Here is a 26,359-nt window from a genome sequence, read left to right on the forward strand (position 1 = left end):
TCGGCAGGTTGTCGCGGTCATGGCCGGCAACGGCCAGCCGGGGTGGCCGATGGCACGCCCGGTCGCGCGACCGGGCCCTCCCGCGGGTGCGGTCGACCGGGCGCAAATGCGGGGCAAAAAAAATCCTGCCCGCGCAAGGCGGGCAGGATTTCGTCAGGCCGGATGTGTGCGCTTACTCGGCGCTGGCAGCCTCGGCCGGCGCGGCGGCCGAGCTCGCGGCGGCGGCGGAGCTGGCGGCGGCGGGCGCCGAAGAGCTGGCGGCCGGCGCCGGCTCCAGCGTCGGCTGCGGGATGCCCGCGGCCTGTTCCGGCGTCTGCTCCGGCAGGTTGTCGCCCAGCAGCGGCAGGTAGACCTCGTACTTGGCGTAGGTCGTGATGTTGCCGTCCTTGTCCTTGACCTCCGGCTGCACTTCGATGTCGTACAGGCGGTTGGTCACTTCGTCGAACTTGTAGCCGTGGGTCTGGGAGTAGGCCTTGAGCATCTCGCGGGTCTGCGGCACGCCGGCGGCGGTGCCGTTCCACACGCCCATCAGGGCGGGGGTGCCGTAGGCCAGCGTGGCACGTACGTTGTTGTCCACGACCAGGCGGCCGAAGCGGTCATGGTCGCCCGGCTGCGGGCCGGCCGGCTTGGCGGCGGCGGTGCTGCTGGCGCTGGCCGGAGCACTGGAAGCCTCGGCCGGCTCTTCCTCGCCCAGCTTCGGCGGCTGCGGCGGAGTCAGCTCCTGGCTCTGGCCGGCGACGGTCAGGCTGGTGGCGTCGATCGGCATGCCCACGTCGAAGGTGTAGTTCTGGTCGCCGTAGTTGGTCGTGAAGATGACGCGCGGACCGACCACGTTGACGCCCAGCTTCTTGGCGGCGTCCTTGATCTGCGTGACGGCGGTGGCGGTCGCCTCGTCCAGGGCGGCCAGGCCGCCGCTGCGCTGGATCGAGCTGGAAACCAGCAACATCGGGGTCGGCGGCGTCTGGACGATGTAGGGGACCAGGTTGCCGTAGTCGATGTTCGGCACCGCGGCCAGGACGTTCTGCAGGTTGCCCAGGCTGGTCTGGATCATCGAATCCGGATCGCCATGGATGTAAAGGTTGGAATAGCGGTTGATCAGGTTGAAGCCATAGGCCACGTCATAGGCCCAGGTCACCTTGGTCAGCTGGTGGCGGCTGCCCTCGCGCTCCAGGTCCAGCGTGAAGTGCTTGTCCTGCCCGCGCCAGTCGTTGTCCAGGTTCCAGATGATCTTGGCCTGGTTGACGGTGTTGTCGACCTTGTAGAACTCGGGGTCGGCACTGGCGATCGTCAGCTTGCCGTCGCCCACGCGGTTGTCCTCGCTGCTCCAGCTGACTTCCGAACCGGGGCCGTAGGACTTGCCGGAAAGCTTGAACTGGATCTTCGGGTCCTCCTGGCGCAGCGAGGAGTAGTCCTCGAAGCGGCGGAAGTTGTTGAGGACGTCGTAGACCTGGCGCATGTCCTTGCCAAAGACCAGCGACCGTTCCACGTGGCCACTGCCGGGCATGATCACGCCTACCACGACACCGACCACGGCGACGATGATCAGGGCCACAATGAATTCAAGAACACGCATCATTACCTGGGTTCTCCGAGCGTTTTCCGCGCAGCGCTAAAGGTTCCCGTCGGACTCCGCGCCACAGGGGAAACCCCGGAGGAAGGCACGGCGAGGGTCGGCAAAAGACCGAAGCTTGGGATGGTACTTGCTCGCGGGCTGGAACGCCATCAGGCGGACAGGGGCCTGCCCGGGTGCCGTGAAGTCGGCCTCGGGAGGCCGTTCGCAGGCGCTTCTTCGCGGCTGAGGCCCGGCCGGGCCCCCGCGCGAAAGCCCCTTCGGCTCCGCCACCGCACGACCGCGCCCAGCGCGAAGGGGGCGGCGGGGAGGGCCGAAATCGGAGCGTCTCCCGGCCCACGCCGCGGTACAGCGGCGACCGTCGTCAGACGATGCCCAGCTCCAGCGCCTTCAGCACGGCACGGGTCCGGTCGCGCACCCCCAGCTTGGAGAGGATGTTGGACACGTGGTTCTTCACCGTCCCCTCGGCCACCTTCAGCGAATTGGCGATTTCCTTGTTGGAGTAGCCGCCGGAAAGCAGGCGCAGGATCTCCGTCTCACGCTCGGTGAGCGGATCGGGCTGCTCGAGGCTGGTGAACTGGTTCTGCATGCGCCCCACCCCGGCCAGCAGGCGCTGGGTGACCATCGGCGCCACCAGCGAGCCGCCGGCGGCGACCGTGCGCACCGCCTCGACCAGCTGTTCCAGCGAGACGTCCTTGAGCAGGTAGCCCCGCGCGCCCGCCTTCAGGCCCTGCAGCACCAGCTGGTCGTCGTCGAAGGTGGTCAGGATGATGGTCGGCGGCAGCTCGCCGCGCGCGGACAGCGTCTGCAGCACCTCCAGCCCGCTCATGTTGGGCATGCGCAGGTCCAGCAGCACCACGTCGGGCTTGATCCGCGGGATGTCGGCCACGGCCTGCGCGCCGTCGGCGCACTCGGCGACCACGCGGATGTCCTCGGCCAGGTCCAGCAGCGAACGGACGCCCTGGCGCACCAGGTTCTGGTCATCGACGAGACAGACGGAAATCATCGCGGTTCCTCTAGACAGGGCGGTGATGGCGTGCGCTGGGCAAGTGCAGTCGCAGCGCCGGGCGCTGCCCGCCATTCTGGCATGGGACGCGCCGGCCCGGCGTCACGACACGCTCAATGCCGGCGGCTCGAGCCGGGAGGGTGAATGGGCCAGTGCCAGCGCCTCGCCCAGCGGCAGGCGCACGGTCAGCGCGAAACCCTCGCTGACCGCGGTATCCACCGCCACGCTGCCGCCGAACTCGGCCAGCCGCTCGCGCATGCCGGACAGGCCGTTGCCCGGCTTGAAGTGCGCCGCGCCGCGGCCATCGTCGCGCGCGTGCAGGCCGATCTGGTTGGCGTCGGCATAGGCAAAGGTCAGCCAGAGTTGCCGCGCGCCGGCGTGCCTGGCGCAGTTGGTGATGATCTCCTGCGCACAGCGCAGCAAAACCTGCGCCCGGCGGGGATCCTCCACGCTGAATCGCGGCGGCATGTCCACGCGCACGGTCAGCCCGGGGACACCCTCGATCAGGCTGCGCAACGCCTGGGTCAGGTCGATGGCGTCGTCCTGGCGCAGCTCGCTGACCGCCTCGCGCACGTCCGACAACAGATGCCGCGCCGTGGCCTGCGCCTTGCGGACGTGCTCGGCAGAGGCCTCGTTGGCCAGGTGGCTGGCCACCTCCAGGTTGAGGCTGAGCGCGGTCAGGTGATGGCCGATCAGGTCGTGCAGTTCGCGCGCGATGCGCATGCGCTCGGCGATGCGGGTCGATTCGGCCAGCAGCGCGCGGGTGGCGCGCAATTCGGAGTTGAGTCGCCGCTGCGCCTCGCGCGCCTCGGTCTGCTGGCTGGCGATCATGGAGGCGACGAAGCTCAGCGCGGAGATGCCCAGGTAGATGCTGATCTGCAGGAATGCCAGCCAGACGTTGCGCTCGTACTCGGGGAAGTTCATGAACACGAACACCAGCGAGACGTTCTGCAACACGATGCACACCACCCCCAGCCAGACCGGCAGGAGCCAGGGCAGCACCACGGCGATGACCGCCATCAGCATCGCCGACAGGCCGCTGTGGCTGTACCAGCCCACCGCGACGGCGACCGCGCTCATCACCGCCGTGCCCGCCAGCCGCAGTCCCACGTAGCGGCGCGCGCCCAGGTTGGTGGTCACCGCCCAGTACAACATGCCGAACACCAGGTAACAGAGCGTCCAGAGCAGCAGCGAGAAGCCCGGCCGGTTCAGCTGCGTCAGGCGCTCGGTGGCCCACTGGGTCAACAGCGGCGTGCCCACGCAGAGATAGGTGAACAACCCGGCGTAGCGCAACAGGCGGATATGGTTGAAGTTGATCCAGGACATACCCGCATCATAGGCCCACGCCAGCCCCGCGCAATGCGCGGAAAGTCACCCTGCCACCGGACACGCAGGCTCTCGTTTTACAAAGGTTTTACAGGTGCGCGCGGGATGTGCACCCCGCCCCCGCGTGCCATAATGCGCACTTGCGGGACGCCTGCGGCGACCCACCGATCGACTGCCTTATCTGCGGAGCAACGAATGGCCTTAGCCATCCGCGACGTGCGCGAGCACGACCTGGATGCCGTGCTGGCGCTCAACAACGCCGCCGGCCGCTCCATCCTCGCCCTGGACGCCGCGCAGCTGCGCTACTTCTACGAGCGGGCCGATTACTTCCGCGTCGCCGAGATCGACGGCCAGCTGGCCGGCTTCCTGATGGCCCTGCGCGACGGCGGCAACTACGACAGCCCCAACTACCGCTGGTTTTCCGAGCACTACGAATCGTTCGTCTACATCGACCGCATCGTGATCGGCAACGCGTTCCGCCGCCACGGCCTGGGCCGCATCCTTTATTGCGACGTCACCAGCTACGCCGAGGTGCGCGTGCCGCTGCTCACGTGCGAAGTGTTCCTGGAGCCGCGCGACGACGTGGTCGTGCTGTTCCATGGCACCTATGGCTTCCAGGAAGTGGGCCAGCAGCGCATGGGCGATTCCGGACCGCAGGTGAGCCTGCTGGCCAAGGACCTGCCCAGCTACGCCTACGTGCGCGAGACCTGGCTCGAACACGGCGGCCTGCCGGACGAGCCGTGGCTTGCCGAGCGCGAGCTGCCGGTTCCCGCTTCCTCCCTCACCTCCCAGCCGCGCCGCCTCGCCGGAGAGCGGCGCCCATGACGGTAAAAATGGATACCACTGAAGCTTGCGACCTGCGTTTCGGCCAGGTCGGCATTGCCTGCGTGCGCGTGCGCCGCGTGGACGCCGCCGCGCTCTGCGACGAGCTCGAGCGGCGCGTGCGCTCGGCGCCGCAACTGTTCTCCCGCGCCGCCGTGGTGCTGGACCTGTCGCATCTGCTCGACCTGCCCGACGACGGCACCGTCGACGCACTGCTGGAAGCCGTGCGCAGCGCGGGCATGCTGCCAGTGGGACTGGCCTACGGCACCAGCGCCACCGAGGCGCTGGCCCAGCGCATGGGACTGCCGCTGATCGCCAAGTTCCGCGCCGCCTACGAGCCGGCCGACGGCAGCAGCATCGCGCCAGCCGCCGCGGCGCCGGCCGCCGCACCCGCGCCGCGCGCCGAGCCGGTGCGCGAACCGATCCACGCCACGCCGCCGGCCAATCCCGGGCTGGGCGCACAGCATCACGACGGCACCGTGCGCTCTGGCCAGCAGGTCTACGCGCGCGAGCGCGACCTGGTGCTGACCGGCGCCATCGCCAACGGCGCCGAAGTGATCGCCGACGGCTCCATCCACGTCTACGGCAGCCTGCGCGGTCGTGCCATGGCCGGCGCGCAGGGCGACGAGAAGGCACGCATCTTCGTGTCCGACTTCCGCGCCGAACTGGTAGCCATCGCCGGCCATTACCGCGTGTTTGAACAGATCCCCAAGGACCTCGAAGGCCAGGCTGTGCAATGCTGGCTCGATGGTGAAAAATTGATGATCGCCCGGCTGTGACCGGCGATTCCCACACCCAAGCATCCCGGAGAAGAGCCCTTGAGCGCTGAGATTATCGTCGTCACGTCCGGCAAAGGCGGTGTCGGCAAGACCACCACGAGCGCCTCGCTGGCCACCGGCCTGGCGATGGCCGGCAAGAAAGTCGCGGTGATCGACTTCGACGTCGGCCTGCGCAACCTGGACCTCATCATGGGCTGCGAGCGGCGCGTGGTGTACGACTTCGTCAACGTCGTCAACGGCGAGGCCACGATCAAGCAGGCGCTGATCAAGGACAAGCGCCACGAGAACCTGTTCGTGCTGGCCGCCAGCCAGACCCGCGACAAGGACGCGCTGACCCAGGAAGGCGTCGAGAAGGTGCTCGACGCCCTGTCCAACGACGGTTTCGACTTCATCGTGTGCGACTCGCCCGCCGGCATCGAGAAGGGTGCGCACCTGGCGATGTACTTCGCCGACCACGCGGTGGTGGTGGTCAACCCGGAAGTCTCCTCGGTGCGCGACTCGGACCGCATCCTGGGCCTGCTCGCCAGCAAGACGCGCCGCGCCGAGCGCGGTGAGGCCGGCATCACCCAGCACCTGCTGCTGACCCGCTACAACCCCGCGCGCGTGGCGCTCGGCGAGATGCTGAGCGTCAAGGACGTCGAGGAAATCCTTGGCATCACCGTGGTCGGCGTGATCCCGGAGTCGGAGAACGTGCTGGCAGCATCGAACGCCGGCGTGCCCGTGATCCTGGACGAGAACTCCAACGCCGGCCAGGCCTATCGCGACACGGTCGCGCGCATCCTTGGAGAGGCGCGTCCGCTACGTTTCACCGAAGTGGCCAAGAAGGGCTTTCTCCAGCGCGTGTTCGGAGGCTGATGTGGGCATTCTCGATTTCCTGAAGCGCAAGCCGGAACCCACCGCTTCGGTCGCCAAGGAACGCCTGCGCATCATCGTGGCGCAGGAGCGCTCCACCCGCGGCGCGCCGGACTACCTGCCGCTGATGCGCAACGAGCTGCTCGAGGTGATCAAGAAGTACGTTCACGTCGACATCGATGCGATCAACATCAACGTCGAGCGCGACAGTGGCCATGAGGTGCTGGAGCTTTCCGTCGCCCTGCCCGACGGCAAGGCCGCCGGCACGCCGTAAATCGCAGGGTGGGTTTCGGCCCACCTTGCGGCACAGGAGCGGTGGGCTCGAGCCCGCCCTACGCCCATGAACACTCCTGACGTCCTGCGCCTGGCCGACATCGGTTTCGACGCACCCGCCGCCCTGCTCGCACGCCATGGCCTGGCGCTGCATCGCGTGCCCGCGGGCGCGCCGATCCCCGGCAGCTACTGGGGCGACGAGGAAGCCGGCATCATCGGCACCGCAGTCCATGCACGCGACGACACGCCGGTACATTCGCTGCTGCACGAGGCCTGCCACCTGCTGGTGCTGCCGCCCGAACGGCGCGCGCAGGTGCATACCGACGCCACCGACTCGGTGGAAGAGGAGGACGCCACCTGCTACCTGCAGATCCTGCTCGCCGACGAACTGCCGGGGGTCGGCCGCGCGCGCCTGATGGCCGACATGGATGCGTGGGGCTACAGCTTCCGGCTGGGTTCGACGAGAGTCTGGTTCGACCAGGATGCGGCCGAGGCACTGGCGTTCCTGCAGGCCCGCGGACTGGCCTGATCGGGTCCTCTCCCCACGACGGGGCGACGGCTCCGCGGCGCGCCTACTTCCTGTGCCACTTGTCGTCCTCGCCCTTCTCGTACTCCTTTTTCACCGCCGACCAGGCGACCTTGAACGAGACTTCCTCCTGCGACTCATCGCCCCGGCGCTTGTCCGGGTCCGCGTACTCGTCCCACGCGCTGTTGAACGCCTCCTTGAAGATCTCCTGCGCGTGGCCGGGCAGGTTGTCGCGCACGGCGTCGGGCAGGTCACGGGTCGACTTGTAGGGCATGGCCGGTCTCCTCGAGTGGATCGCCACACCGTCCACCCGGCCGGATCAAGCGGGCGTCAAGCTCTGCTTTGCCCGGACACATGCCGGTCGCCGGGCACGAACCATCGCCACGGCGCGTCGACCGCGCGCGTAATGCCGACCCGCGGCGATGCGCCCGGTTCCAGCGGCGGCGCCACGCCGTCGTCCACGATGGTGAAGCCGCCGGTGCCCTCGACCAGGTCGATGCCGTCCTGCGTCCCGTCGATACCCAGGGCCCGGCACAGCCGCGCCGGCCCGCGGCACAGATCGCGGTCGCGCCGGCAGCCGGGACGCGCCGCGCGCATCGCCGCCAGCCCGGTCAGCGGCGCCAGCGCGCGCAGCAGGACGGCGACGCCTTCGCCCTCCTCGCCGCACACCGGGTTGCAGCACCAGTGCATCCCGTAGGTGAAGTAGACATAGAGCAGCCCGGGCTGACCGAACATGGTCGCGTTGCGCGCGGTGCGCCCGCGCCAGGAATGCGCCGCCGGATCGGCCGCACCGCAGTAAGCCTCCGTTTCGACGATCCGCCCGCTGCGCCCGTCGGCGTTGAACAGGACCTTGTTGAGCAGTTCGGGGGCCACCACGCGCGGGTCGCGCGCGAAGAACCCCCTCGGCAGCACCGTGGCCGGGCGACCGAGCAGCGAGGCGATGAAGTCGGGAGTCATGCGCACAGCATGCCGCGCGATGCGTCAACGGCTCCACTCGCCAGGGACGGGCCGCCCGCCACGTGGTTCCTGCCGGGCGAGCGGGCGGGCGGCTTCCCGCCCGCTCGCCCGGTGCTACAGCTCGAAGCGATACGCCAGCTTGACCAGGAGCTGTTCGCTGTCGCGCAAGTCGAAGCTGCGGCCGAACTGGCTGCCCGCCTCGCTGTAGCGCGAATCGAGGGCGTAGCCGCCGCGCCCGTACACCACGTACAGATCCGACAGCGGCGCCAGCTCGTAGCGATAGCGGATCTGGAAGCCCAGGTTGCGCACGCTGAAGTCGTTGACCGGGTCGTCCACCGGCACCGCGCGCATGTCGCCATTGACGCGGTAGGCCTGCAGCAGCCGCGCGTCCAGGCCCAGCGCCTGCAGCTTCACGCGCAGCTCCTGGCGGCTGCCGATGTTCCAGTTGATGCCGGCGTCGAGCAGGACCTGGTGGCTGTCGAAGCTGCCGATCAGGTTGTCGTGCTGCCAGACCAGCCAGTCCGGGTCGAATTCATAGGTCAGGCCGGTGAACAGGCTGAAGGCGTCGTTGATGAAATAGGTCGGCTGGAACGCTGCCGCATAACCCACGCGCCGCAGGCCCACCCGGTCGCTGCCCCTGAGCGTCACTTCCGTTTCCCAGGCCCAGTTGCCCCTGCGCGGGCTGTGCCGTTCCCAGTCCAGCATCGCGTTGCCGGGCGTGCGCAAAGCGCCGTGGCCGCGGGTAAGCAGGTCATCGTGCGCCGGCGCGTCGAGGTTGAGCTGCCAGTCTTCCTCGCCACCGTCGCGCAGCTGGCTTTCGCGGATCACGCGGAACTGCCGCTGCAGCGAAAGACCATGGTCGTTGTCGATGCCGATGATGCGCCAGTGCCACAGATGCGAGGCGTAGCGCGACCCGGCAGGCAGGTCGGCAAAGCGCCGGCGCACCTCCCAGTGGACGTAGTTGAGGCTGTTGCGCGGCAGGTAGCCGAAGTCGTTGAGATCGAGCTTGTCGTCGAAATGCATGCCCAGCCACTGCTGGGTCCACCGGTCGTTCATCTCGTACTCGACGACCGCGGTGGCACCGGTGCCACGCACGGTGCGCCCGTGCTGGTCGATCGCGCTGCCGACGACGTTGCTGGTCACGGTCAGCTTGTCGTTGGGCTGCCAGCGGTGATCGATGCCGAGCACGTCGGCATCGCGGTCGAGCCAGGGGCGTTCCACGCGCGTGGCCAGCATGCCCAGGCTCTGGCTGCCGAAGTCGTGGACCAGGCGCACGGCCGAGAACGTACGCCCGGCGTCGCCGCTTTCCTCCGCCGCCAGGACGCCGTAACGGGTGGCACCCACGCTGCCGTTGAGCTTCACCGCGCCCATCACGTCGCCCGCGCCGTTGCCGTCGTCGGCCGGACCACCTACGCGACGGGTATAGATCAGCTGGCTGTTGTCGATCAGCATGCTGAAATCGAAGATGCCCTGGTTCTCGGTGAAGAAAGGCCGCTTGTCGGTGAAGAAGGTCTCCTCCGCGCCGAAGTTCACCACCAGATCGTCGCTCTCGACCTGGCCGAAGTCGGGGTTGATCGTCGCGGTCAGCTGGGTCTGGCCGTTGGGCTTCCAGAAGATGTCGGCGCCGCCCTTGAAGCTGTTGTCGCCGTGCACCTGGTCGCGCATGCCCACGACGTAGGGCGTGATCGCGAACAGCGATTGCGTGTAGGCCGGCAGCGTCACCGGCCTGAAGTCGGAGACGAAGCGGGGCTTGTTGAAGCTCGCCACCGGCCAGGCATCACGCTCGCCGGTCGAGCCGATCACCCGGTCCAGGTACAGACCGATGGTCCGTTCGCCGTCAGTCGCCTTGCGCATCGGCGCGATGTACCACGGGATCAGCATCTCCACCGACCAGCCCTGCGCGTCCTCGCTGGCGGCGTGCTTCCAGTTGCCGTCCCAGTCGGTGTTGAACTGGGACTCGTTGGTCAGCACCGCGTCGTTGATGTCGTCGGTGAGCGTGACCATGAAGTTGTAGCCGGTGCGTCCGTCACCATCGAAGTCGACCATCAGGTTGACCCGGTCGACCTGCGCCTGCTCGTCGCGGCGGATGCGCTGGTGCGTGCGCGGCACGTCCGGCGGCTGGATGCAGCGGAAGGCGATCGCCAGCCCCTCCGGGGTGGACATCACCCACGCCTCGGTCGGCAGACTGCCCGGCTCGCCGTTCAGCGGCTGGACCTTGCGGAAATCCGTGATGCGTTTCGCGCCCTGCCACTCGGCCGGGTCGATGTGGCCGTCCACGTCGACCGCCATGGCCGGCGCGGCGAGCAGCAGCGCCAGCGGCACGGCAAGCGCGCGCATGGCACGCGGGGCACGGAGTTGGAACGAGCGTCGGTCGTAGAGGCGCATCGGCACGAGGGAGCGGGGGAAGTAGCGCAAGGATAGGCAAGCTTCCCCGACGCGCCGACTGGCGAAAGTCACGCCGGCGGCGGTGTCCGCGGACACGCGTCCTCAGCGCGGTTCGGCGATCTGCGCCTGCAACTCGACGTCGCGCGGCGGCGGCGTCCGCGGCGCGCGGGTGATGCGGCGATACCAGCCCCACGACAGCACGCCGATCACCGTCAACCCACTCGCCCCCAGCGCGAGCCGCAGCAGGCTGGCCGAGAACATCGGCGAGAGCACGCCAGCCACGGCGCCGTTGAGCAGCAGGCTGGCGAAGGCCTGCACCGAGGAGATGCCGCCGCGCCTGTGCGGAAAGCGATCCAGCAACAACAGGGTCAGCGTCGGGAACGCCAGTTGCACGCCCACGCCATGCAGCACCAGCGGCAGCATCGACCAGGGCAGCCGCGGCTGCGGAAACACCAGGGCGAGGACCACGTGCAGCACGCAGGCCAGCGACATCACCGCGTAACCCAGGTTCACGGTGAAACCGACCCCGCGGCGTCCGGCCAGCCGCCCGGACAGCCAGGCCCCGCCGACCAGCCCCGCCACCACCGGGATGAACAGCCAGGGAAAGCCCTGCGCGGACAGGCCCAGCAACTCGCGGACGATCCGCGGCGCCGAGGCGATGAAAAGGAACAGGCCGGCGAAGTTCACCGAGCACGAGATGAGCAGCGGCCAGAACGGCCGGTCGCGCCCGAACGCGACGTAGCCGGCGAGCAGCGGCTTCAGCGCAAACCGGCTGCGCGCCGCCGGCGGATGGGTTTCGTCCAGGTGCCAAAGCAGCAGGGCCGCCAGCACCAGCGTGAAACCGGTCAGCACCCAGAAGATGCCGTGCCAGCCACCGAGACCGAGCAGTTGCGCGCCCACCATGGGCGCGATCACCGGTGCCACGCCGAAGATCATCATCACCTGCGACATCAGCCGCTGCGCCGCCTCGCCCTCGAGGCTGTCGCGGATCACCGCACGCCCCACCACCAGGCCCGCGCCGGCGCAGGCGCCCTGGATGCCGCGGCATGCCAGCAACATGCCGAAGGAAGTCGACAGCGCGGCGCCGGCCGAGGCCGCTGCATAACCGAGCATGCCCGCGACGATGACCGGCTTGCGCCCGGCCGCATCGGAGATCGCGCCGTGGAACAGGCTCATCACCGCATAGGTCAACAGGTAGACGCTGATCAGCTGCTGCAGCGCGACCTCGTCCACCGCGAAGCGCGCGCCGATCAGGGGAAAGGCCGGGAACACCGCGTCGATCGAGAACGGACCGATCATCGACAGCGCGGCCAGCAGCCACGGCAGGCTGCGCCGGACGGGGGAAGGAGTGGTGGTCATCGGGTCGGGCCGGGAAGCGGTGGCGAGTATGCCACGGGCCTTTCCCCGCCCCGGTGGCCAGTGGCCGGGCATGCGCCCATCCGCTAGCATCGCGCGGATGGGAGATGGCATGCCTCCCGTTCCCGCGGAACGAACCGCCCCGATCGAGGGGTTGATGATGCCTGCACACCGGACGCTCCGGGTGCGGGTGCGTGCCCGCGGCGCGGAGGGTCCGGCGACTTCGACCTTTCACTGGAGGCGCTTTCGTGAGCTACACCGGATTCCTTGCCATCGGCTTCGGCGGCGCACTCGGCTGCTGGCTGCGCTGGCTGCTCGGCAGCCTGCTCAACCAGCTTTTTCCCACGCTGCCGCCCGGCACGCTGGTCGCCAACCTCCTCGGCGGCCTGCTGATGGGTGGGGCGATGGGCGCGTGGGACCACTTCCAGACCCTGCCGCCGGAACTGCGCCTGTTCGTGTTCACCGGCTTCCTCGGTGGCCTGACGACGTTCTCCACCTTTTCGGCCGAGTCCTCCACGTTGCTGCTGCGCCAGCAGTACCTGTGGTTTGCCGGCCACCTGCTGGGGCACCTGGCCGGCTCGATCGGACTGACGCTGCTCGGCATCGCGCTCGCGCGCGGCCTGTTGCGCACCCTCTAGGAGAACACCGTGAGCGACACGACAACCGAAGGCGTGCAGCTGAGCTTCTACGTCCACCTGCGCGCGCGCCACGACGGCAGACTGCTGTCCGAATGGCTGCTGGAGCAGGCAAGGCGGCAGGGCGTCGGCGGCGGCTCGGTGTTCCGCGCCACCGCAGGCTTCGGCCGCCACGGCGTGCTGCACGAAGAGGGATTCTTCGAACTGGCCGACGACTTGCCGGTGAAGGTGGAGTTCCTGCTCCCGCCGGGGCAGGCCGACGCCCTGCTCGCCTGCGTGCGGGAGGCAGGCGTCCACGTGGTGTATGCAACCTCGACCATACGCTTGGGCGTTCTGGGCGCGCAGTGAGGCGTGCCGCCATCTGAAGGATCGTCGCCATGCCCTTCCGCCAGCAGTCCCTCAAGCAACGTGCCATCGACCTGCTCGCGCTGGCCGGGGTGCGAGCCGCCGACAAGCCACCCTGCGACCTTTGCGTGCATGACGATCGCCTGTACGCCCGCGTGTTCGCGCACGGCTCGCTGGGCCTCGGCGAGGCCTACATGGACGGCTGGTGGGACAGCGACGACCTGCCCGGCCTTTTCACCCGCCTGCTGCGCGCGCAGATCGACGAGGAACTGAAGACCCTCGACACGCTGATCGCCCACCTGAAGGCGCGCTTCGTCAACCTGCAGCGGGGCGAGCACGCCTTCGAGATCGGCAAGGCGCACTACGACCTGGGCAACGACCTGTTCCAGGCCATGCTCGGCGAGCGCCTGGTGTACTCGTGTGGCTACTGGGCGGAAGCGACCAGCCTGGACGATGCCCAGGTCGCCAAGCTCGACCTGATCTGCCGCAAGCTGCGGCTGAAGCCGGGCCAGCGCGTGCTCGACATCGGCTGCGGCTGGGGCGAGGCGCTCAAGTACGCGGCGGAGAAGTACGGCATCGAGGGCGTGGGCATCACCGTCTCGCAGGAGCAGGCCGCCTACGCACAGGCCCTGTGCGCCGGCTTGCCGGTGGAGATCCGCCTGCAGGACTACCACGAGCTGGACGAGCCGTTCGACGCGATCATGTCGATCGGCATGTTCGAGCACGTGGGCGCCCTCAACTATCGCAGCTATTTCGAGGTGGCACGGCGCTGCCTGCGCGAGGACGGCCTGTTCCTCCTGCACTGCATCGGCAGCAACGGCGCACCCTCGCGACCGGACCCGTGGATCGAGAAATACATCTTCCCCAACTCGATGATCCCGGCCATGAGCCAGACCGCCACGGCACTGGAGGGTCTGTTCGTTGTAGAGGACTGGCACAACTTCGGCGCCGACTACGACAGGACGCTGACCGCCTGGCGCGCCAATTTCGACGCCGCCTGGCCGGCCCTGTCGCACCACTATGACGACCGCTTCCGCCGCATGTGGCACTACTACCTCGCCGTCTCCGCCGCGGTCTTCCGCAGCCGGCGCGACCAGCTGTGGCAGCTCACGCTGAGCCCCCGCGGCGTGCCGGGCGGCTACCGCGTGCCGCGCTAGGCGCCTCCGCGGGTGATCATGGGCTCGCGCGGCGATCACGGCTACGACGATCGGCTGCGCGCGATGAACCACGTCGAAGACGGCATCCTCACGGCGTTCGGCTACATCGTTGACGGACGTGCATGCCGTGGCCGCGGAATGCGACGAGTTCGGCAACGAGTGCCTGGCCCGCTCGCTGGCCGACGCGGAGGCGCACGTCGACCGGCTCACCGACCGTTTGCTGCATGACGAACGCGAACGCGCCGACTATGCGCGTCGCCTGACCGTCCGGGCGCACGTCGCGGTTTGTGCGCGGCGCTGAACCCCCTTCGCGAATGTGGTACACCTCCCGGAGGGGAACCGCATGGAAAGAGACGCGGCACGATGCAGGGAGAGGGGTCAACCCGGGTGTCATGGCAATGCGGCGAGTACACGATCGTGCCCGCCTGCCGACGCCTGCTGCGCAACGGACAGCCGGTCGAACTGGAAGCGAAGGTGTTCGACCTGATCCTGCTGCTGGTCGAGAACCGCGACCATGCCGTCGGCAAGCAGGAAGTCGTCACCGCCTTGTGGGGCCACCGGCCGATCACCGATGCGGCACTCAGCCAATTGCTCTACAAGGCCCGCCGCGCGCTGGATGACAACGGCGAACGCCAGGCCGTGATCCGCACCGTCTACGGCCGCGGCCTGCAGTGGGCGGCCGCCGTCACGCCCGTCGCAGCGTTGCCCGACGAGGCCGGATCCGTCACGCCGCCGGGCCCGGCATCGACGAATGCCGCGACCCGCCGGCACCGCTGGCGGCCGTTCGCATTCGCCGCCACCGCGCTCGCGGCGCTTGGTCTGCTGGTGTTCCTGTTCGTCTCCGCGAGCCGGGCGCCGCCCCTGGCGGCACCGCCGCGCCTGGCCATGATGCCCACGACCAATGCCACCGGCGACCCCCGGCTCGACTGGGTTTCGCACGGCCTGCCCGGGCTGATGGCGAGCCTGATGGGCGAAGGCCGGGATGTCACGGTCATCGACGCGCTGAAGGTGGCGCGCGTCTGGGACTACACGCCGCCGCAGGGGCGCAGCCGCGCCGAACACGCGCGCTTCGTCACGCACGCCGACATCGTGGTCGACAGCCGCCTGCGCAAGCTCGCCGACCGGCTCTACGAACTTGACCTGCACCTGGACGCGGGCCGATTGGCGCCCCCCGGCGACATCGTCATCACCGGGGAAGAACCCGGGACGCTCGGCATCCAGGCGATCGCGCGCATCCGCCGTGCGCTGCGGCTGGGTCCGCCGCCGCAAGTCCGGGGCGTACGCTCCGGCAGTGGTTACCTGGCCGAGACCTTCGCCCGCGGCCTGGATGAAGCCATGCGCGGTCGATGGATGCAGGCCAAGCCCTATTTCCTGCTGGCGGCGCAGAACGCACCGGACTTCCTGCCCGCCCGCTTCCGGCTCGGCGAGACCCAGGTGGTGACCGACGAGCCCGACCAGGCGCGGCAAACCCTCGAAGGCGTGCTGGCTGTGGCACGCGCCAAGGGCGACGACGTGCTGGCCGCCGGCAGCCTGGTCCAGCTGGCGCAGCTGGCGATGAACCGTCATCGCTACGAAGAGGCGCTGGCACTGCTGGACGATGCCACCCGGCTGGCCGGACACGACGCCGGCATGGATGCCGAGGTCGCGCTGAAGTCGGCGAACGTGGCCGCCAAGCTGCACCGGTTGCCGCTGGCGCGCAGCAAGCTCGCCGCGGCCCGCGAGCTGGTCGCCAGCCACCAGCTGAAGCAGATGGACGCCAATCTCCACAACAGCGAAGCGGCGGTCGCCGAGGCGGAAGGAAATGTCGTCGCAACCGAGGCGGCCAACCGCGCGGCGCTTGCCGCCAGCGAGGCGATCGGCAACGAGCGGGACGCGCGCGGCGACGCCTACAACCTTGCGCTGGTGCTTGCGCGCGAAGGCAAGAACGGCGAGGCGATACGGTTGTTCGCCAACAGCTATCGGCGCTCGCTCGGTGTCGATCCGTGGCTCACCTTTGCCAGCGGCGACAACCTGGCGATCGCCCTGCTCAACGCCGGCCTCAGCGCGAACGTCAAGCCCATCGCGGCGCAGCTGCTCGCTACGGGAAAAGAACGGCACAACCCGGTCTGGCGCGCACTGGCCCTGATGCTGCGCGCCGGCAGTCGCTGGTACGAGGGCGACGCGCCGGGCTCGCTCGCCGACTGCCGCCAGGCGGCTGCCCTGGTCGATCCGGCGCAGGACCCCGCACTGTGGCTTGCGATCCGGCTCAGCGAAGCGTCGGCCGCGCTGGTGGCCGAGCCGTCGGCCGTGGCGATGGTCGAGCGCGATGCGGAGGCGCTGATCGCCGCGCAGAAACAGCCGTCCAACTACGCCTACGAGCGCCGGCTGTTCCAGGCGATGGCAGCCTCCGCGGCGGGCCACGCCGCACCGGCTCGCGAGGCCCTGGAGGCCGCGGCCGCCGCGCCTCGCCCCAACGACCCTATGGGCGACAACCTGCACTACATCGGGCTGGTGATCGCCCTGCGCGACACGAACGCGGATGCGGCCGCGATCGCCCTCGCCGGCTTCGACGCCGGCACCGCCGCCAATGCGGACGTGCTCCGCCTTTACGGCCAGTGGATGGCGCGGCAAGGGGACGATGCCCGCCGCGATCGCGCCGCGGCGCGGCTCACGACCCTGCGCACGGAGGCCCTCGCCGCGCTGGCCACCGAACCGGTCGCGATACATCCGGCTTCGCCCTGATCGGGCGGTAGCATGCGTGTGGCACCGCCAGCCATCCACGGGATCGCCATGAAACGTCTTTCGCTTGCCGGCCTCGCCGCCGCCCGCTTGCCGGCCAACCGGCCACGCCGGGGGCAGCGGACTGGCCTGGCGCTGCTGGGCCTGCTCCTCGCTCTCCTTGCGACTCCCGCGCTGGCTCATCCGGCGCTCTGGACGATCAAGGACCAGGACACCACGATCTACCTGTTCGGCACGGTGCACCTGCTGCCGCATGACACCGACTGGCACTTCCCGGCGCTGGACAAGGCTCTGCAGGACAGCCAGGCGCTGTACGTGGAGATCGTCGACGACGACCAGGCCAGCATGGCGGCGCTGGTGATGCGCTACGGCATGGACATGACGCATTCGCTTTCCGACCGGCTGACGCCGTTCGAGCGCGGCCGGCTGGAACGCGCCGCGCGCCTGGCAGACATCCCCGGCGGCGTGGCCTCCCTGAACATGATGCGGCCGTGGCTGGCCGCGCTCACCCTCACCGTGGCGCCGCTGACCAAGGCAGGCCTGGACCCCGCCGAAGGCGTCGACAAACAGTTGCGCGCCACCATGGCGAAGGCGGGCAAACCGGTGCGGGGGCTGGAGACCGCCGAACAGCAGATCCGTTTCCTGGCCGACATGCCCCAGGCGATGCAACTGGCGATGCTGCGCTCGACCCTGCGCGACACCGACCGCGCCATGGCGGACCTGTCCGCCATCATCCAGGCCTGGAAGGACGGCGACGAGGCCGCGCTCGCCTGGCTGGAGAACGACCTCATGCGCCGCGAGACACCCGAGCTCTACCAGCGCCTGCTGGTCGAGCGCAACGACGCCTGGGCCAAACGCATCGCCGCCATGCTGCGGCAGCCCGGAACCGTGTTCATTGCCGTCGGCGCAGCCCATCTGGCCGGCCCGGACAGCGTGCAGTCGCGGCTGGCCAGGGAAGGCATCGACGCTCAGCGACGGTAAGGAACGGGCCGGTCGGCCATCGGCACCGGCCGGGCCGATCGACGCAAGCCATTGATCGTCAAACAAAGTAAGGATTCGTAAAGACCGCCTCAGAAGGTCATCAAGCCTGCGCCGGCGCCAGTCGGCTGCGATACGGCGCACGCCGCGATCCGCGTCGTGCCCCGTACCGCAGCCAGGCCCACGGACATGACCCACCAGCACACCCTCCTTCGTGTCGCCGCAAGGCGGCCCGCCCGCCTCCTCGCCGCCTGCCTTGCCGCCAGCACCGGCCTGGCCCTGTCGCCACCGGGCACGGCGAGCGACGTTTCTCCCTATGACCTGAAGGAGAGCCCCGCCACGCTGGTCTACTCCATCGACATCAGCGGGCATGCCCGTGAGGGAGATGCGAAGACCGGCACCTTCCGCGACACCACGGTGCACCGGCACCTTGACGGCACCGTGCACCTGAAGGGCAGGCAGGGTACCGCGGCGCGCGTGGACAACGCCCGGCAGGTGATCGAGCAGACCGCCCCCGCGCGGCAACTCATGGGCCCGGCGATCGAGCAGGCCATGGCCACCTGCGGCGAGGACGAGGCCTGCATGACCGCGGCCATGATGAAAATGTCGGCCGATATCAAGCGCAGCCATCCGGGCGTCATCGAGGCCGCCACGAAAACCAGGGCCAGGCTGAGCAGCCACGGCCTCGGCGATTGGGCGATCGACTCCCTCACCCCGCGGTGCTCGCTGCGCGCCCTCACGCAGGGAACCTCGCGCTACCGCACGATCGACGCGGGCGAGGGCTACAGCGACTACGTAACCGGCTCGCAACAGCGCCGCGGCGAAGGCAACCAGGACTGCGCATCGGGCAAGCCGCTGGACAACCTGCCCAATGCCAGCGCCACCTGGGACGGCGACACCCGGGTGCTGCAGCTCCAGCTGCCGGGCATGACCGTGGACGAGCGCACCACCGATTCGGACGGCAAGACCGACACCGCCAGGGTCATCATCCCCGACGTGTCCCTGGACGACCTGCACTGGACCGGCAAGGGTCCGCAGAGTGGCCAGCAGACCCGGCAGGTCGAGGCCGGCGGCATCCCCGCCACCATGACCATCCGCTGGACCTTCACCCCCGGCAGGGCCTGACCATGCACGCGGGAGCACGAGCGGGCGGCGCACATGCGATGGCGTCGCTGGCCCTGGCCTGTGCACTGTGGACCGCTGCCGCGGGCGTCCGCGCCGAGACGCCGGCCCGGTCGGCCCGCTACGCACAGCGGGCCATGCACGTTGCGGCACGCATGGGCGCTGACGCAGGTTACGCGGCCACGCACGGCTGGGTCCTGCAGCCCGAAGCGCCGAAGCTGGTGCACGCCGGGCGGGATCTCTACGGCCGTCCACTGCGGCTGGCGCCCAGGGCCGCGAAAGCCCTGCGCGCCATGCTCGCGGCCGCCGCGCGCGATGGCGTCGTCCTGCGCGTCGTGTCCGGCTTTCGCAGCTTCGACCACCAGCGCCGCCTGCTGCGCCGCAAGCTCGATCGTGGCCAGCCGCTCGCATCGGTACTGCGCGTCAATGCGCTTCCCGGCTACAGCGAGCACCACAGCGGCCGTGCGCTGGACCTGACCACCCCCGGCGTGCCCGCGGCTGATGCTTCGTTCGCGCGCACGCCCGCGTATGACTGGCTGGTACGCCACGCCGGCGACTACGGCTTCGCGCTGTCCTATCCGGACGGCAATGCGAAGGGCATTGCATTCGAGCCGTGGCACTGGCGCTTTGTCGCGCCGGCATCGACCGCCGAAACCCGGCTGGCGCAGGCGCCCTCCGCGCGACCGGGTACCGGCGATGCCGTCGCGCACGTGCCCGCGGAGCCCATCTCCCGCACAACGCTCACCCGCGTCCCGTCACGCATCCGCCCCATCGTCCAGGGATATCCATGAACAAGCGCACCCATCGCCTGAACCTCCTGCTCGCCGCGCTCGCCGTGTTCGCCGCGCAGGCGCATGCGCAGGCGGCTCACGTCACCTGCTCGGCCAGATCCATCGCCACGATCGAGGCGCTCGCCCGGCACGACCACGACGGCGCTCGCCGTTACCTGGACGTCGCGCTGCAGTCCAACTCGCAGCGGATGGAGTCGATGTGGGATGCGCTGATCGAGCACAACTGGGGTGCCTACCGCTCGCACGGCGTCCCCGAGGAAACCGCCCACGGCGACCACACCACCACGGTCCGCCTGCCGCTGCGGTTCGACCACGGCGCGACGACGTCGACGCTCACCTGCGACCCGAGAGCCGGCGGCGCCATCGTCGAGTTCTCGCTGCTGTAGCGACGGGCCTGCATCGGCAGGTCACGTTCGAACAGGCCCGCGGACCGCGAACGCATTGACCCGCACCCGGTCCTCCACCACAGGAAAATTCCCATGCGCACGTCCACGCTTCTCGCCCTTTCCCTCGCCTGCATCGCCTCGGGCCCCGGCCATGCCTCGGCGCTGGGCGATCAATGCCTCGCCCTCGCACCGAAGTTCACCGAAGCGTTCGTGTCGGGCGACTACGCCGGCGCCCATCGGGAATTGGATGGCTTCGCGCGCGCGATGGCCTCGCCCGAGTCGCTAAAGAGCGACTGGGCCGACATGAACCGCGAGTTCGGCGCCTACGTCTCCCACGGCAAGCCGGTCGTGTTCCAGGACGACGGCAGGGACGCTTTCATCCGTACCCCGATGACCTTCGCGCGGCGCACCGTGACCGTGCAGGTCGTGTGCAGCCGGGACACCCACGGCAGGATCGGCAGCCTGGCCTTCCTCTGACGACGGGTGATCTCCCCCGCCCGCGCGCGATGCCAGGCTGACGACGCGAACCCGGACCAGACCGGAAGAGCTCTCCGCTCGCGAGGTCTGTCCGGCGGCGAACGATCGCCCGATGCTGGCGGGCCAACCCGGCACCGGGGCCGGAAGATCCCGAGCGCGAGGCCGCCGGGGCGGCGGGAATGCTCCGTCCGGTCAGGCCGGGCCGGGGTCGGACATGGCCTGTCCGGGAACCGCGCGGCCACCGCACGGCCTGCCCACCTTGCCTGCAACTGTCCCCCCCGCGGCCGATCTGGCACCATCGGCCGGTTACCCGCGCAAGAAACCCCCGCATGAACCTGCAAGCCAATTTCGAACAGATCCCGCTCAAGGAATACGCCGAGCGGGCCTACCTCGACTACTCGATGTACGTGGTGCTGGACCGCGCGCTGCCCTTCGTGGGCGACGGCCTCAAGCCCGTGCAGCGGCGCATCATCTACGCGATGAGCGAACTGGGCCTGGCCGCGACCGCCAAGCCGAAGAAATCGGCGCGTACCATCGGCGACGTGATCGGCAAGTTCCATCCGCACGGCGACACCTCGTGCTACGAGGCGATGGTGCTGATGGCGCAGCCGTTCTCCTACCGCTATCCGCTGGTCGACGGCCAGGGCAACTTCGGCTCGCCCGACGACCCGAAGAGCTTCGCGGCGATGCGCTACACCGAGTCGAAGCTCAGCCCGATCGCCGAGGCGCTGCTGGGCGAGCTGGCGCACGGCACGGTGGACTGGGTACCCAACTTCGACGGCACGCTGGAGGAGCCGTCCTGGCTGCCCGCGCGCGTGCCGCACGTGCTGCTCAACGGTTCGATGGGCATCGCCGTGGGCATGGCCACGGACATCCCGCCGCACAACCTGCGCGAGGTGGTGGCCGCCTGCATCCACCTGCTGGACAACCCCGACGCCACCGTCGCCGACCTGGCCCAGCACATACCTGCCCCGGACTATCCGACCGCGGCGGAAATCATCACCCCGCGCAAGGAGCTCCTGTCGATCTACCAGACCGGCACCGGCTCGCTGCGTGCCCGCGCGGTATACCAGGTGGAGGACGGCAACATCGTCATCACCGCGCTGCCGCACCAGGTCAGCCCCTCCAAGATCCTCGAGCAGATCGCCGCGCAGATGCGCGCCAAGAAACTGCCGATGGTCGAGGACCTGCGCGACGAGTCCGACCACGAGAACCCGATCCGCCTGGTGGTGGTGCCGCGCTCCAACCGCGTGGACTCGGCCGAGGTGATGCAGCACCTGTTCGCCACCACCGACCTGGAGAAGAGCTACCGCGTCAACCTCAACATGATCGGCCTGGACGGCCGCCCGCAGGTGAAGGACCTCAGGAAGATCCTCACCGAGTGGCTGACCTTCCGCACCGACACGGTCACGCGCCGCCTCACCCATCGCCTGGGCAAGGTCGAGCGGCGCCTGCACCTGCTCGAAGGCCTGCACATCGCCTACCTCAACCTGGACGAGGTGATCCGCATCGTGCGCTCGGAAGACGAGCCCAAGCCGGTGCTGATGAAGCGGTTCAAGCTGTCCGAGGAGCAGGCCGACTACATCCTCGAAACGAAGCTGCGCCAGTTGGCGCGCCTGGAAGAGATGAAGATCGAGGCCGAGCGCAACCAGCTGGAGGAAGAGCGCGCCCGCATCAACGTGCTGCTCAAGTCCCCGGCCAAGCTCAAGGGCCTGATCAAGGAAGAACTGCGTGCCGACGCCGCCAGGTACGGCGACGCGCGCCGCTCGCCGCTGGTCGAGCGCGAGGTCGCGCAGGCGCTGGACGAGAGCGCGCTGGTCGCCAGCGAGCCGGTCACCGTGGTGCTCAGCCAGAAGGGCTGGATCCGCGCGGCCAAGGGCCACGACGTCGACGCCGAGGGCATGAACTATCGCGAGGGCGACGGCCTGCTCGCCGCGGTGAAGGCGCGCACCACCCAGCAGATCGCGGTCATCGACTCCACCGGCCGCAGCTACTCCACGCCGGCGCACACGCTGCCCTCCGCGCGCGGCAACGGCGATCCGCTCACCGGCCGCTTCAGCCCGCCGGCGGGCGCCAGCTTCGACGCGCTCACCGCCGGCGACAACGACACGCGGCTGATCCTGGCCACCGACTTCGGCTATGGCTTCGTCACCCGCTTCGAGGCGCTCACCGGCCGCAACAAGGCCGGCAAGCAGATCATCAGCCTGAGCGAAGGCGCCAGGATCCTGCAGCCACAGGCCAGCGCCGATCCCGCGCGCGACCGCATCGTGGTGGTCACCACCGAAGGCCACCTGCTGATGTTCTCGGTGGCCGAGCTGCCGGAACTGGACAAGGGCAAGGGCAACAAGCTGATCGAAGTGCCCAAGGCCAAGCTCGCCAGCGGCGAGGAACGCGTGGCGGGCATCGCGGTGGTGGCCGAGGGCAAGGGCGAGGTCACGCTGTACGCCGGCCAGCGCAAGCTCACCCTGCGCTGGAACGACCTGGTCGAGTACGGCGGCAACCGCGCCACCCGTGGCGGCCTGCTGCCGCGCGGCCTGCGTCGTGTGGAGCGCATCGAAACCACCGGCTGAGACCGGGGGGACGCTTCGAGCGCCCCCCTGTAGGAGCCCACTTGTGGGCGATGTTCCCTGCGGCGCCGTGAGCGTCAGGCCATCGCCCACGAGTGGGCTCCTACGAAAGTCGGTACCGTCCCCGGCGGCCGGGAGTCATTGCGGCCGGCATGGGTTGGTCAGGAACAGCCTCCCTGGAATTCGACCGGCCGCTGCTTCGAACTTTGACGTCCTCCGGCACTCCAAGTCCGGTACAGGCGATCCCCTGCCCAGGCATTGCAAGCCGGAGCCCCCATGCGTCCCCAGTTGTCCCTCGCCGTCCTTTTCGCCGCCCAGCTGGCCATCCCCGCCTGGGCGCAGAGCCAGGCGCTCAACCTCAAGCTCCCGCCCGGCGCGCTGCCGGCGTCGGCCAGTACGGCGCCGAAACCGGCGAGCGCTCCGGGCGTGTACTACGGCGACCACAGCGGTCGCACCGCGGCCGACGAAAGCGTCGCCATCGACGACTGCGACGATGCCGCCTACAACCAGCCACAGCTCCACGGCAGCGTCGGCATGGGCGTGATGAGCGGCAGCCACGTCGACGGCAATTACCAGCGCGGCTCGGTCAGCCTCAGCAAGGCCTTCGGCAGTTGCGACCATCCCACCGGCGGCGTGAGCCTCTCGATCGGGGCCGGCAGCGGCCACTTGCACGGTCGCGGTCACTGACGCGGTGCCCGCCTCTGCGCTAGCCTTGCCGGCCTGAGCGGAGGAACCATGCACGGCGAATACAAGATGCCCGGTGGCAAGCTGATCGTGGTCGACCTGGAACTGGTCGATGGCCATCTCGCCCAGGTGCGGGTGAGCGGCGATTTCTTCCTGGAGCCCGACCACGCCCTGCACGCCATTGACGCCGCGCTGGAAGGCCAGTCCGCCGATGCCGACGAACACGTCCTCGCGAGCGCGGTCCGGGCCCGGCTCGCGCCCGGCGTGATGATGTACGGCATCTCCCCCGAAGCCATCGCGGTGGCGGTCCGCCGCGCCATCGACCCGGATACGGCCCCATGACCCGCACGCTCTGGCGCGACCACGCCTGGCAACTGATCCACACCGAACCGCAACCGCCCGCGCTGCACATGGCGCTGGACGAGGTACTCACCCACGAAGTCGGCGCCGGCCACCGCCCGCCGACCCTGCGCGTGTGGGAATGGGGCGGGCCGGCAGTGGTGATCGGCCGCTTCCAGTCGCTGCGCAACGAGGTCGACGCAGACGCGGCGCAGCGTCATGGCATCGAGGTGGTGCGGCGCGTCTCCGGCGGCGGCGCGATGTTCATCGAGCCGGGCAACACGATCACCTGGTCGATCTACGCGCCGCTCTCGCTGATCAAGGGCATGAGCTTCCAGGAAGCCTACGCCTGGATGGATGCCTGGACGCTGGAGGCGCTGGCCGAGCTGGGCATCGAGGCCTGGTACCAGCCACTCAACGACATCACCTCCGCCGGCGGCAAGATCGCCGGCGCCGCGCAGGCGCACCGCGGCGGCGCCGTGCTGCATCACGTCACCATGGCCTACGACATCGACGCGACCAAGATGCTCGAAGTCCTGCGCATCGGCCGCGAGAAACTCTCGGACAAGGGCACGCAGAGCGCCGCCAAGCGCGTCGACCCGCTGCGCAGCCAGACCGGACTGGCGCGCGCGGCGATCATCGAGCACATGATCGCCACCTTCCGCCACCGGCACGGCCTGGCCGACGGTGCGCTGCGAGCCGACGAACTGACCCAGGCCAAGGTGCTCGCCCGGGAAAAATTCACCAGCCACGTCTGGACCGCGGACGTCCCGTGACGCGGCGAGTGCGACCAGCACGCTGAGTCATCGATTTCCGGGTCCCTCCAGGATCGGGGGTGGCGTCCGCCCTGCCCCTACCAAACGTCACTTGCACCCCCTCGCCCGCCGCCGCAGGATCGGGCTTCCATATTCGCGTGGACAGAAGGAGATGCAGATGCGCGTTTTACGCACGGCCGCCCTGGTGGCGGGATTGGGCATGGCCCTGGCCGCACAGGCGGCCGACACCGATTCATGGAAGCTGCCGGTCGCCGTCAAGAAACTCGACAACGGCATGACCGTGGTGGTCTCCGAGGATCACAGCTCGCCCACCGTGGGCATCAGCATGGTCTACCACGTGGGCATGCGGCTGGAACCGCAGAACCGCACCGGCTTCGCCCACCTGTTCGAGCACCTGATGTTCGAGGGCACGCCGGACGCGCCCAAGGGCACCTTCGAGCGGGTGATCCAGGGTGGCGGCGGCGTGTTCAACGGCTCGACCCGCGCCGACTACACCAACTACATCGCCTCGGCGCCCTCCTCCGCGCTGGAACCGATCCTGTGGCTGGAGGCCGACCGCATGAAGTCGCTCGACTTCAGCGCGAAGAACCTGGCGAACCAGCAGAACGTGGTCAAGGAAGAGATCCGTGTCAACGTGAAGAACCAGCCCTACGGCCTGTTCTTCTGGACCGACCTGAACGCGCTGGCCTTCGACAAGTGGGCCAACAAGCACGACGGCTACGGTTCCTTCAAGGACCTGGACCACGCCTCCATCGAGGACGTGAAGACCTTCCACGACACCTTCTACCAACCGGCCAACGCGGTGCTTGGCATCGCCGGCGACGTCACGCCGGATCAGGCGTTCAAACTCGCGCAGCAGTATTTCGGCCAGGTCCCCTCACGCGATCTGCCCAGGCGCCCGGACGTGTCCGAGCCGCTCAACACCAAGCCGCGCCATGCCGAGGAAACCGACGCGCTGGCCAAGGTGCCGGCACTGGCCGTCGGCTGGAAGATGCCGCCGCGCGGCAGCGCCGACCAGGTGCCGATGATGGTGCTTTCGCAACTGCTGGTCGGCGACGACGCTTCGCGCTTCTACCAGGGCCTGGTCAAGGGCCGCCAGCTGCTGCTCAACATCGAGGGCGGCATGAACTTCCCGCTCGGCGACGGCAGTGACTATGCCGGCCCCGCGCTACTGGGACTGTTCGCCATCTACAAGCCTAACGCCACGCCCGACCAGGTGCTGGCCGCGCTCGATGAGGAGATCGCCAAGGTCGCCAACGACGGCGTGGACGACCCCACGTTGGCCAGCGTGAAGACCAAGATGCTGTCGGACTGGTACGGCGGGCTGGAGTCCTTCATCAACCGCGCCGACACCATGGCCAAGCTGCAGACCCTGTGGGGCGACGCCAACGTCGCCAACAAGATGCCCGGCTGGATCGAGGCGGTGACCGCCGACGACATCCGGCGCGTGGCCCGCGCCTATCTCACCGACGCCAACCGCAGCGTGGTCGTGCGCCGTCCCGTCGCCGCCGCCAAAGCTCCCGCCAAGTGAG

General features: G+C 69.2%; 27 protein-coding genes and 1 riboswitch. Of the genes, 20 read left to right on the forward strand and 7 right to left on the reverse strand.

Going from position 1 to position 26,359, the window contains the following annotated elements; all coding sequences use genetic code 11:
• Positions 1–172: 172 nt before the first annotated feature.
• From LQ771_RS11125 to LQ771_RS11135, 3 genes are all read right to left on the reverse strand, one after another.
• Entirely contained in the window at positions 173–1,552 is a 1,380-nt protein-coding gene (locus tag LQ771_RS11125; protein ID WP_338030334.1) for an SRPBCC family protein, read from the reverse strand.
• A gap of 382 nt (positions 1,553–1,934) precedes the next feature.
• Positions 1,935–2,576, reverse strand: a complete 642-nt coding sequence (locus LQ771_RS11130) for a response regulator (RefSeq protein ID WP_231349479.1) — start codon at positions 2,574–2,576, stop codon at positions 1,935–1,937.
• 102 nt (positions 2,577–2,678) lie between these two features.
• Positions 2,679–3,902, reverse strand: a complete 1,224-nt coding sequence (locus LQ771_RS11135) for a sensor histidine kinase (protein ID WP_231349480.1) — start codon at positions 3,900–3,902, stop codon at positions 2,679–2,681.
• Between the two features lie 195 nt (positions 3,903–4,097).
• On the opposite strand from LQ771_RS11135, the gene LQ771_RS11140 reads away from it, so the two are divergent.
• The 5 genes from LQ771_RS11140 to LQ771_RS11160 all read left to right on the forward strand — a co-directional run bounded on the left by LQ771_RS11140 (position 4,098) and on the right by LQ771_RS11160 (position 7,157).
• On the forward strand, positions 4,098–4,727 hold the full coding sequence (locus LQ771_RS11140; RefSeq protein WP_231349481.1) for a GNAT family N-acetyltransferase: 630 nt from the start codon (positions 4,098–4,100) through the stop codon (positions 4,725–4,727).
• Complete coding sequence (gene minC / locus LQ771_RS11145) at positions 4,724–5,503, forward strand: septum site-determining protein MinC (RefSeq protein WP_231349482.1); 780 nt, start codon at positions 4,724–4,726, stop codon at positions 5,501–5,503. Before LQ771_RS11140 ends, minC begins: the two co-directional genes overlap by 4 nt.
• A 39-nt stretch (positions 5,504–5,542) precedes the next feature.
• Complete coding sequence (gene minD, locus LQ771_RS11150) at positions 5,543–6,358, forward strand: septum site-determining protein MinD (RefSeq protein WP_231349483.1); 816 nt, start codon at positions 5,543–5,545, stop codon at positions 6,356–6,358.
• Between the two features lies 1 nt (position 6,359).
• Complete coding sequence (minE, locus tag LQ771_RS11155; protein ID WP_231349484.1) at positions 6,360–6,629, forward strand: cell division topological specificity factor MinE; 270 nt, start codon at positions 6,360–6,362, stop codon at positions 6,627–6,629.
• Between the two features lie 66 nt (positions 6,630–6,695).
• Entirely contained in the window at positions 6,696–7,157 is a 462-nt protein-coding gene (locus tag LQ771_RS11160; RefSeq protein ID WP_231349485.1) for a hypothetical protein, read from the forward strand.
• Between the two features lie 43 nt (positions 7,158–7,200).
• Here LQ771_RS11160 and chaB read toward each other — a convergent pair whose 3' ends face one another.
• From chaB to LQ771_RS11180, 4 genes are all read right to left on the reverse strand, one after another.
• On the reverse strand, positions 7,201–7,428 hold the full coding sequence (chaB, locus tag LQ771_RS11165) for a putative cation transport regulator ChaB (RefSeq protein WP_231349486.1): 228 nt from the start codon (positions 7,426–7,428) through the stop codon (positions 7,201–7,203).
• Positions 7,429–7,484: 56 nt separating this feature from the next.
• Entirely contained in the window at positions 7,485–8,111 is a 627-nt protein-coding gene (locus LQ771_RS11170) for a DNA-3-methyladenine glycosylase (protein ID WP_231349487.1), read from the reverse strand.
• Positions 8,112–8,225: 114 nt separating this feature from the next.
• On the reverse strand, positions 8,226–10,448 hold the full coding sequence (locus LQ771_RS11175; protein ID WP_231349488.1) for a DUF5916 domain-containing protein: 2,223 nt from the start codon (positions 10,446–10,448) through the stop codon (positions 8,226–8,228).
• 150 nt (positions 10,449–10,598) lie between these two features.
• Positions 10,599–11,855 (reverse strand): multidrug effflux MFS transporter, encoded by a 1,257-nt coding sequence (locus LQ771_RS11180; protein ID WP_231349489.1) that lies wholly within the window; start codon positions 11,853–11,855, stop codon positions 10,599–10,601.
• Positions 11,856–11,946: 91 nt separating this feature from the next.
• Positions 11,947–12,026, forward strand: a riboswitch (Fluoride riboswitch).
• 74 nt (positions 12,027–12,100) lie between these two features.
• Between LQ771_RS11180 and crcB the strand changes: the two genes are divergently transcribed.
• The 15 genes from crcB (at position 12,101) to LQ771_RS11255 (ending at position 26,358) form a co-directional block, all read left to right on the forward strand.
• Positions 12,101–12,490, forward strand: coding sequence for a fluoride efflux transporter CrcB (gene crcB, locus LQ771_RS11185; RefSeq protein ID WP_231349490.1), 390 nt, complete (start codon positions 12,101–12,103; stop codon positions 12,488–12,490).
• A 9-nt stretch (positions 12,491–12,499) separates the two neighbouring features.
• Positions 12,500–12,835, forward strand: coding sequence for a DUF190 domain-containing protein (locus LQ771_RS11190; RefSeq protein ID WP_231349491.1), 336 nt, complete (start codon positions 12,500–12,502; stop codon positions 12,833–12,835).
• A gap of 29 nt (positions 12,836–12,864) precedes the next feature.
• Positions 12,865–13,989 (forward strand): cyclopropane fatty acyl phospholipid synthase, encoded by a 1,125-nt coding sequence (gene cfa, locus LQ771_RS11195; protein ID WP_231349492.1) that lies wholly within the window; start codon positions 12,865–12,867, stop codon positions 13,987–13,989.
• A gap of 127 nt (positions 13,990–14,116) precedes the next feature.
• Entirely contained in the window at positions 14,117–14,290 is a 174-nt protein-coding gene (locus tag LQ771_RS11200) for a hypothetical protein (RefSeq protein ID WP_231349493.1), read from the forward strand.
• An 86-nt stretch (positions 14,291–14,376) separates the two neighbouring features.
• Positions 14,377–16,710: a winged helix-turn-helix domain-containing protein gene (locus LQ771_RS11205; protein WP_231349494.1), complete on the forward strand. Its 2,334-nt coding sequence runs from the start codon at positions 14,377–14,379 to the stop codon at positions 16,708–16,710.
• A 48-nt stretch (positions 16,711–16,758) separates the two neighbouring features.
• On the forward strand, positions 16,759–17,688 hold the full coding sequence (locus LQ771_RS11210) for a TraB/GumN family protein (RefSeq protein WP_231349495.1): 930 nt from the start codon (positions 16,759–16,761) through the stop codon (positions 17,686–17,688).
• Positions 17,689–17,874: 186 nt separating this feature from the next.
• The gene (locus LQ771_RS11215; protein ID WP_231349496.1) at positions 17,875–18,810 is read left to right on the forward strand and encodes a hypothetical protein; all 936 of its coding nucleotides are present in this window, start codon (positions 17,875–17,877) and stop codon (positions 18,808–18,810) included.
• A gap of 38 nt (positions 18,811–18,848) precedes the next feature.
• Entirely contained in the window at positions 18,849–19,598 is a 750-nt protein-coding gene (locus LQ771_RS11220) for a M15 family metallopeptidase (RefSeq protein ID WP_231349497.1), read from the forward strand.
• Entirely contained in the window at positions 19,595–19,984 is a 390-nt protein-coding gene (locus LQ771_RS11225; protein ID WP_231349498.1) for a hypothetical protein, read from the forward strand. The genes LQ771_RS11220 and LQ771_RS11225 overlap by 4 nt, the downstream gene beginning before the upstream one ends.
• Positions 19,985–20,077: 93 nt before the next feature.
• Positions 20,078–20,461, forward strand: a complete 384-nt coding sequence (locus tag LQ771_RS11230; protein ID WP_231349499.1) for a DUF3887 domain-containing protein — start codon at positions 20,078–20,080, stop codon at positions 20,459–20,461.
• 329 nt (positions 20,462–20,790) lie between these two features.
• Positions 20,791–23,031: a DNA topoisomerase IV subunit A gene (gene parC, locus LQ771_RS11235; RefSeq protein WP_231349500.1), complete on the forward strand. Its 2,241-nt coding sequence runs from the start codon at positions 20,791–20,793 to the stop codon at positions 23,029–23,031.
• A gap of 273 nt (positions 23,032–23,304) precedes the next feature.
• Positions 23,305–23,715, forward strand: coding sequence for a hypothetical protein (locus tag LQ771_RS11240; protein WP_231349501.1), 411 nt, complete (start codon positions 23,305–23,307; stop codon positions 23,713–23,715).
• 48 nt (positions 23,716–23,763) lie between these two features.
• Entirely contained in the window at positions 23,764–24,054 is a 291-nt protein-coding gene (lplB, locus tag LQ771_RS11245) for a lipoate-protein ligase small subunit (protein ID WP_231349502.1), read from the forward strand.
• On the forward strand, positions 24,051–24,827 hold the full coding sequence (locus LQ771_RS11250) for a lipoate--protein ligase family protein (protein WP_231349503.1): 777 nt from the start codon (positions 24,051–24,053) through the stop codon (positions 24,825–24,827). The genes lplB and LQ771_RS11250 overlap by 4 nt, the downstream gene beginning before the upstream one ends.
• Before the next feature lie 157 nt (positions 24,828–24,984).
• Complete coding sequence (locus LQ771_RS11255; RefSeq protein ID WP_231349504.1) at positions 24,985–26,358, forward strand: M16 family metallopeptidase; 1,374 nt, start codon at positions 24,985–24,987, stop codon at positions 26,356–26,358.
• The last annotated feature ends 1 nt before the right edge of the window (position 26,359 follow it).

The sequence above is a fragment of the Frateuria soli genome (assembly GCF_021117385.1).
Classification (GTDB): Bacteria; Pseudomonadota; Gammaproteobacteria; order Xanthomonadales; family Rhodanobacteraceae; genus Frateuria_A; species Frateuria_A soli.

Coding starts and splice junctions, on each gene's coding strand:
- LQ771_RS11130 (WP_231349479.1), bottom strand. CDS start 2,576: ATGATTTCCGTCTGTCTCGTCGATGACCAGAACCTGGTGCGCCAGGGC.
- LQ771_RS11135 (WP_231349480.1), bottom strand. CDS start 3,902: ATGTCCTGGATCAACTTCAACCATATCCGCCTGTTGCGCTACGCCGGG.
- LQ771_RS11140 (WP_231349481.1), top strand. CDS start 4,098: ATGGCCTTAGCCATCCGCGACGTGCGCGAGCACGACCTGGATGCCGTG.
- minC (WP_231349482.1), top strand. CDS start 4,724: ATGACGGTAAAAATGGATACCACTGAAGCTTGCGACCTGCGTTTCGGC.
- LQ771_RS11160 (WP_231349485.1), top strand. CDS start 6,696: ATGAACACTCCTGACGTCCTGCGCCTGGCCGACATCGGTTTCGACGCA.
- chaB (WP_231349486.1), bottom strand. CDS start 7,428: ATGCCCTACAAGTCGACCCGTGACCTGCCCGACGCCGTGCGCGACAAC.
- LQ771_RS11170 (WP_231349487.1), bottom strand. CDS start 8,111: ATGACTCCCGACTTCATCGCCTCGCTGCTCGGTCGCCCGGCCACGGTG.
- LQ771_RS11175 (WP_231349488.1), bottom strand. CDS start 10,448: ATGCGCGCGCTTGCCGTGCCGCTGGCGCTGCTGCTCGCCGCGCCGGCC.
- LQ771_RS11180 (WP_231349489.1), bottom strand. CDS start 11,855: ATGACCACCACTCCTTCCCCCGTCCGGCGCAGCCTGCCGTGGCTGCTG.
- cfa (WP_231349492.1), top strand. CDS start 12,865: ATGCCCTTCCGCCAGCAGTCCCTCAAGCAACGTGCCATCGACCTGCTC.
- LQ771_RS11210 (WP_231349495.1), top strand. CDS start 16,759: ATGAAACGTCTTTCGCTTGCCGGCCTCGCCGCCGCCCGCTTGCCGGCC.
- LQ771_RS11215 (WP_231349496.1), top strand. CDS start 17,875: ATGACCCACCAGCACACCCTCCTTCGTGTCGCCGCAAGGCGGCCCGCC.
- LQ771_RS11220 (WP_231349497.1), top strand. CDS start 18,849: ATGGCGTCGCTGGCCCTGGCCTGTGCACTGTGGACCGCTGCCGCGGGC.
- LQ771_RS11225 (WP_231349498.1), top strand. CDS start 19,595: ATGAACAAGCGCACCCATCGCCTGAACCTCCTGCTCGCCGCGCTCGCC.
- LQ771_RS11230 (WP_231349499.1), top strand. CDS start 20,078: ATGCGCACGTCCACGCTTCTCGCCCTTTCCCTCGCCTGCATCGCCTCG.
- parC (WP_231349500.1), top strand. CDS start 20,791: ATGAACCTGCAAGCCAATTTCGAACAGATCCCGCTCAAGGAATACGCC.
- LQ771_RS11240 (WP_231349501.1), top strand. CDS start 23,305: ATGCGTCCCCAGTTGTCCCTCGCCGTCCTTTTCGCCGCCCAGCTGGCC.
- lplB (WP_231349502.1), top strand. CDS start 23,764: ATGCACGGCGAATACAAGATGCCCGGTGGCAAGCTGATCGTGGTCGAC.
- LQ771_RS11250 (WP_231349503.1), top strand. CDS start 24,051: ATGACCCGCACGCTCTGGCGCGACCACGCCTGGCAACTGATCCACACC.
- LQ771_RS11255 (WP_231349504.1), top strand. CDS start 24,985: ATGCGCGTTTTACGCACGGCCGCCCTGGTGGCGGGATTGGGCATGGCC.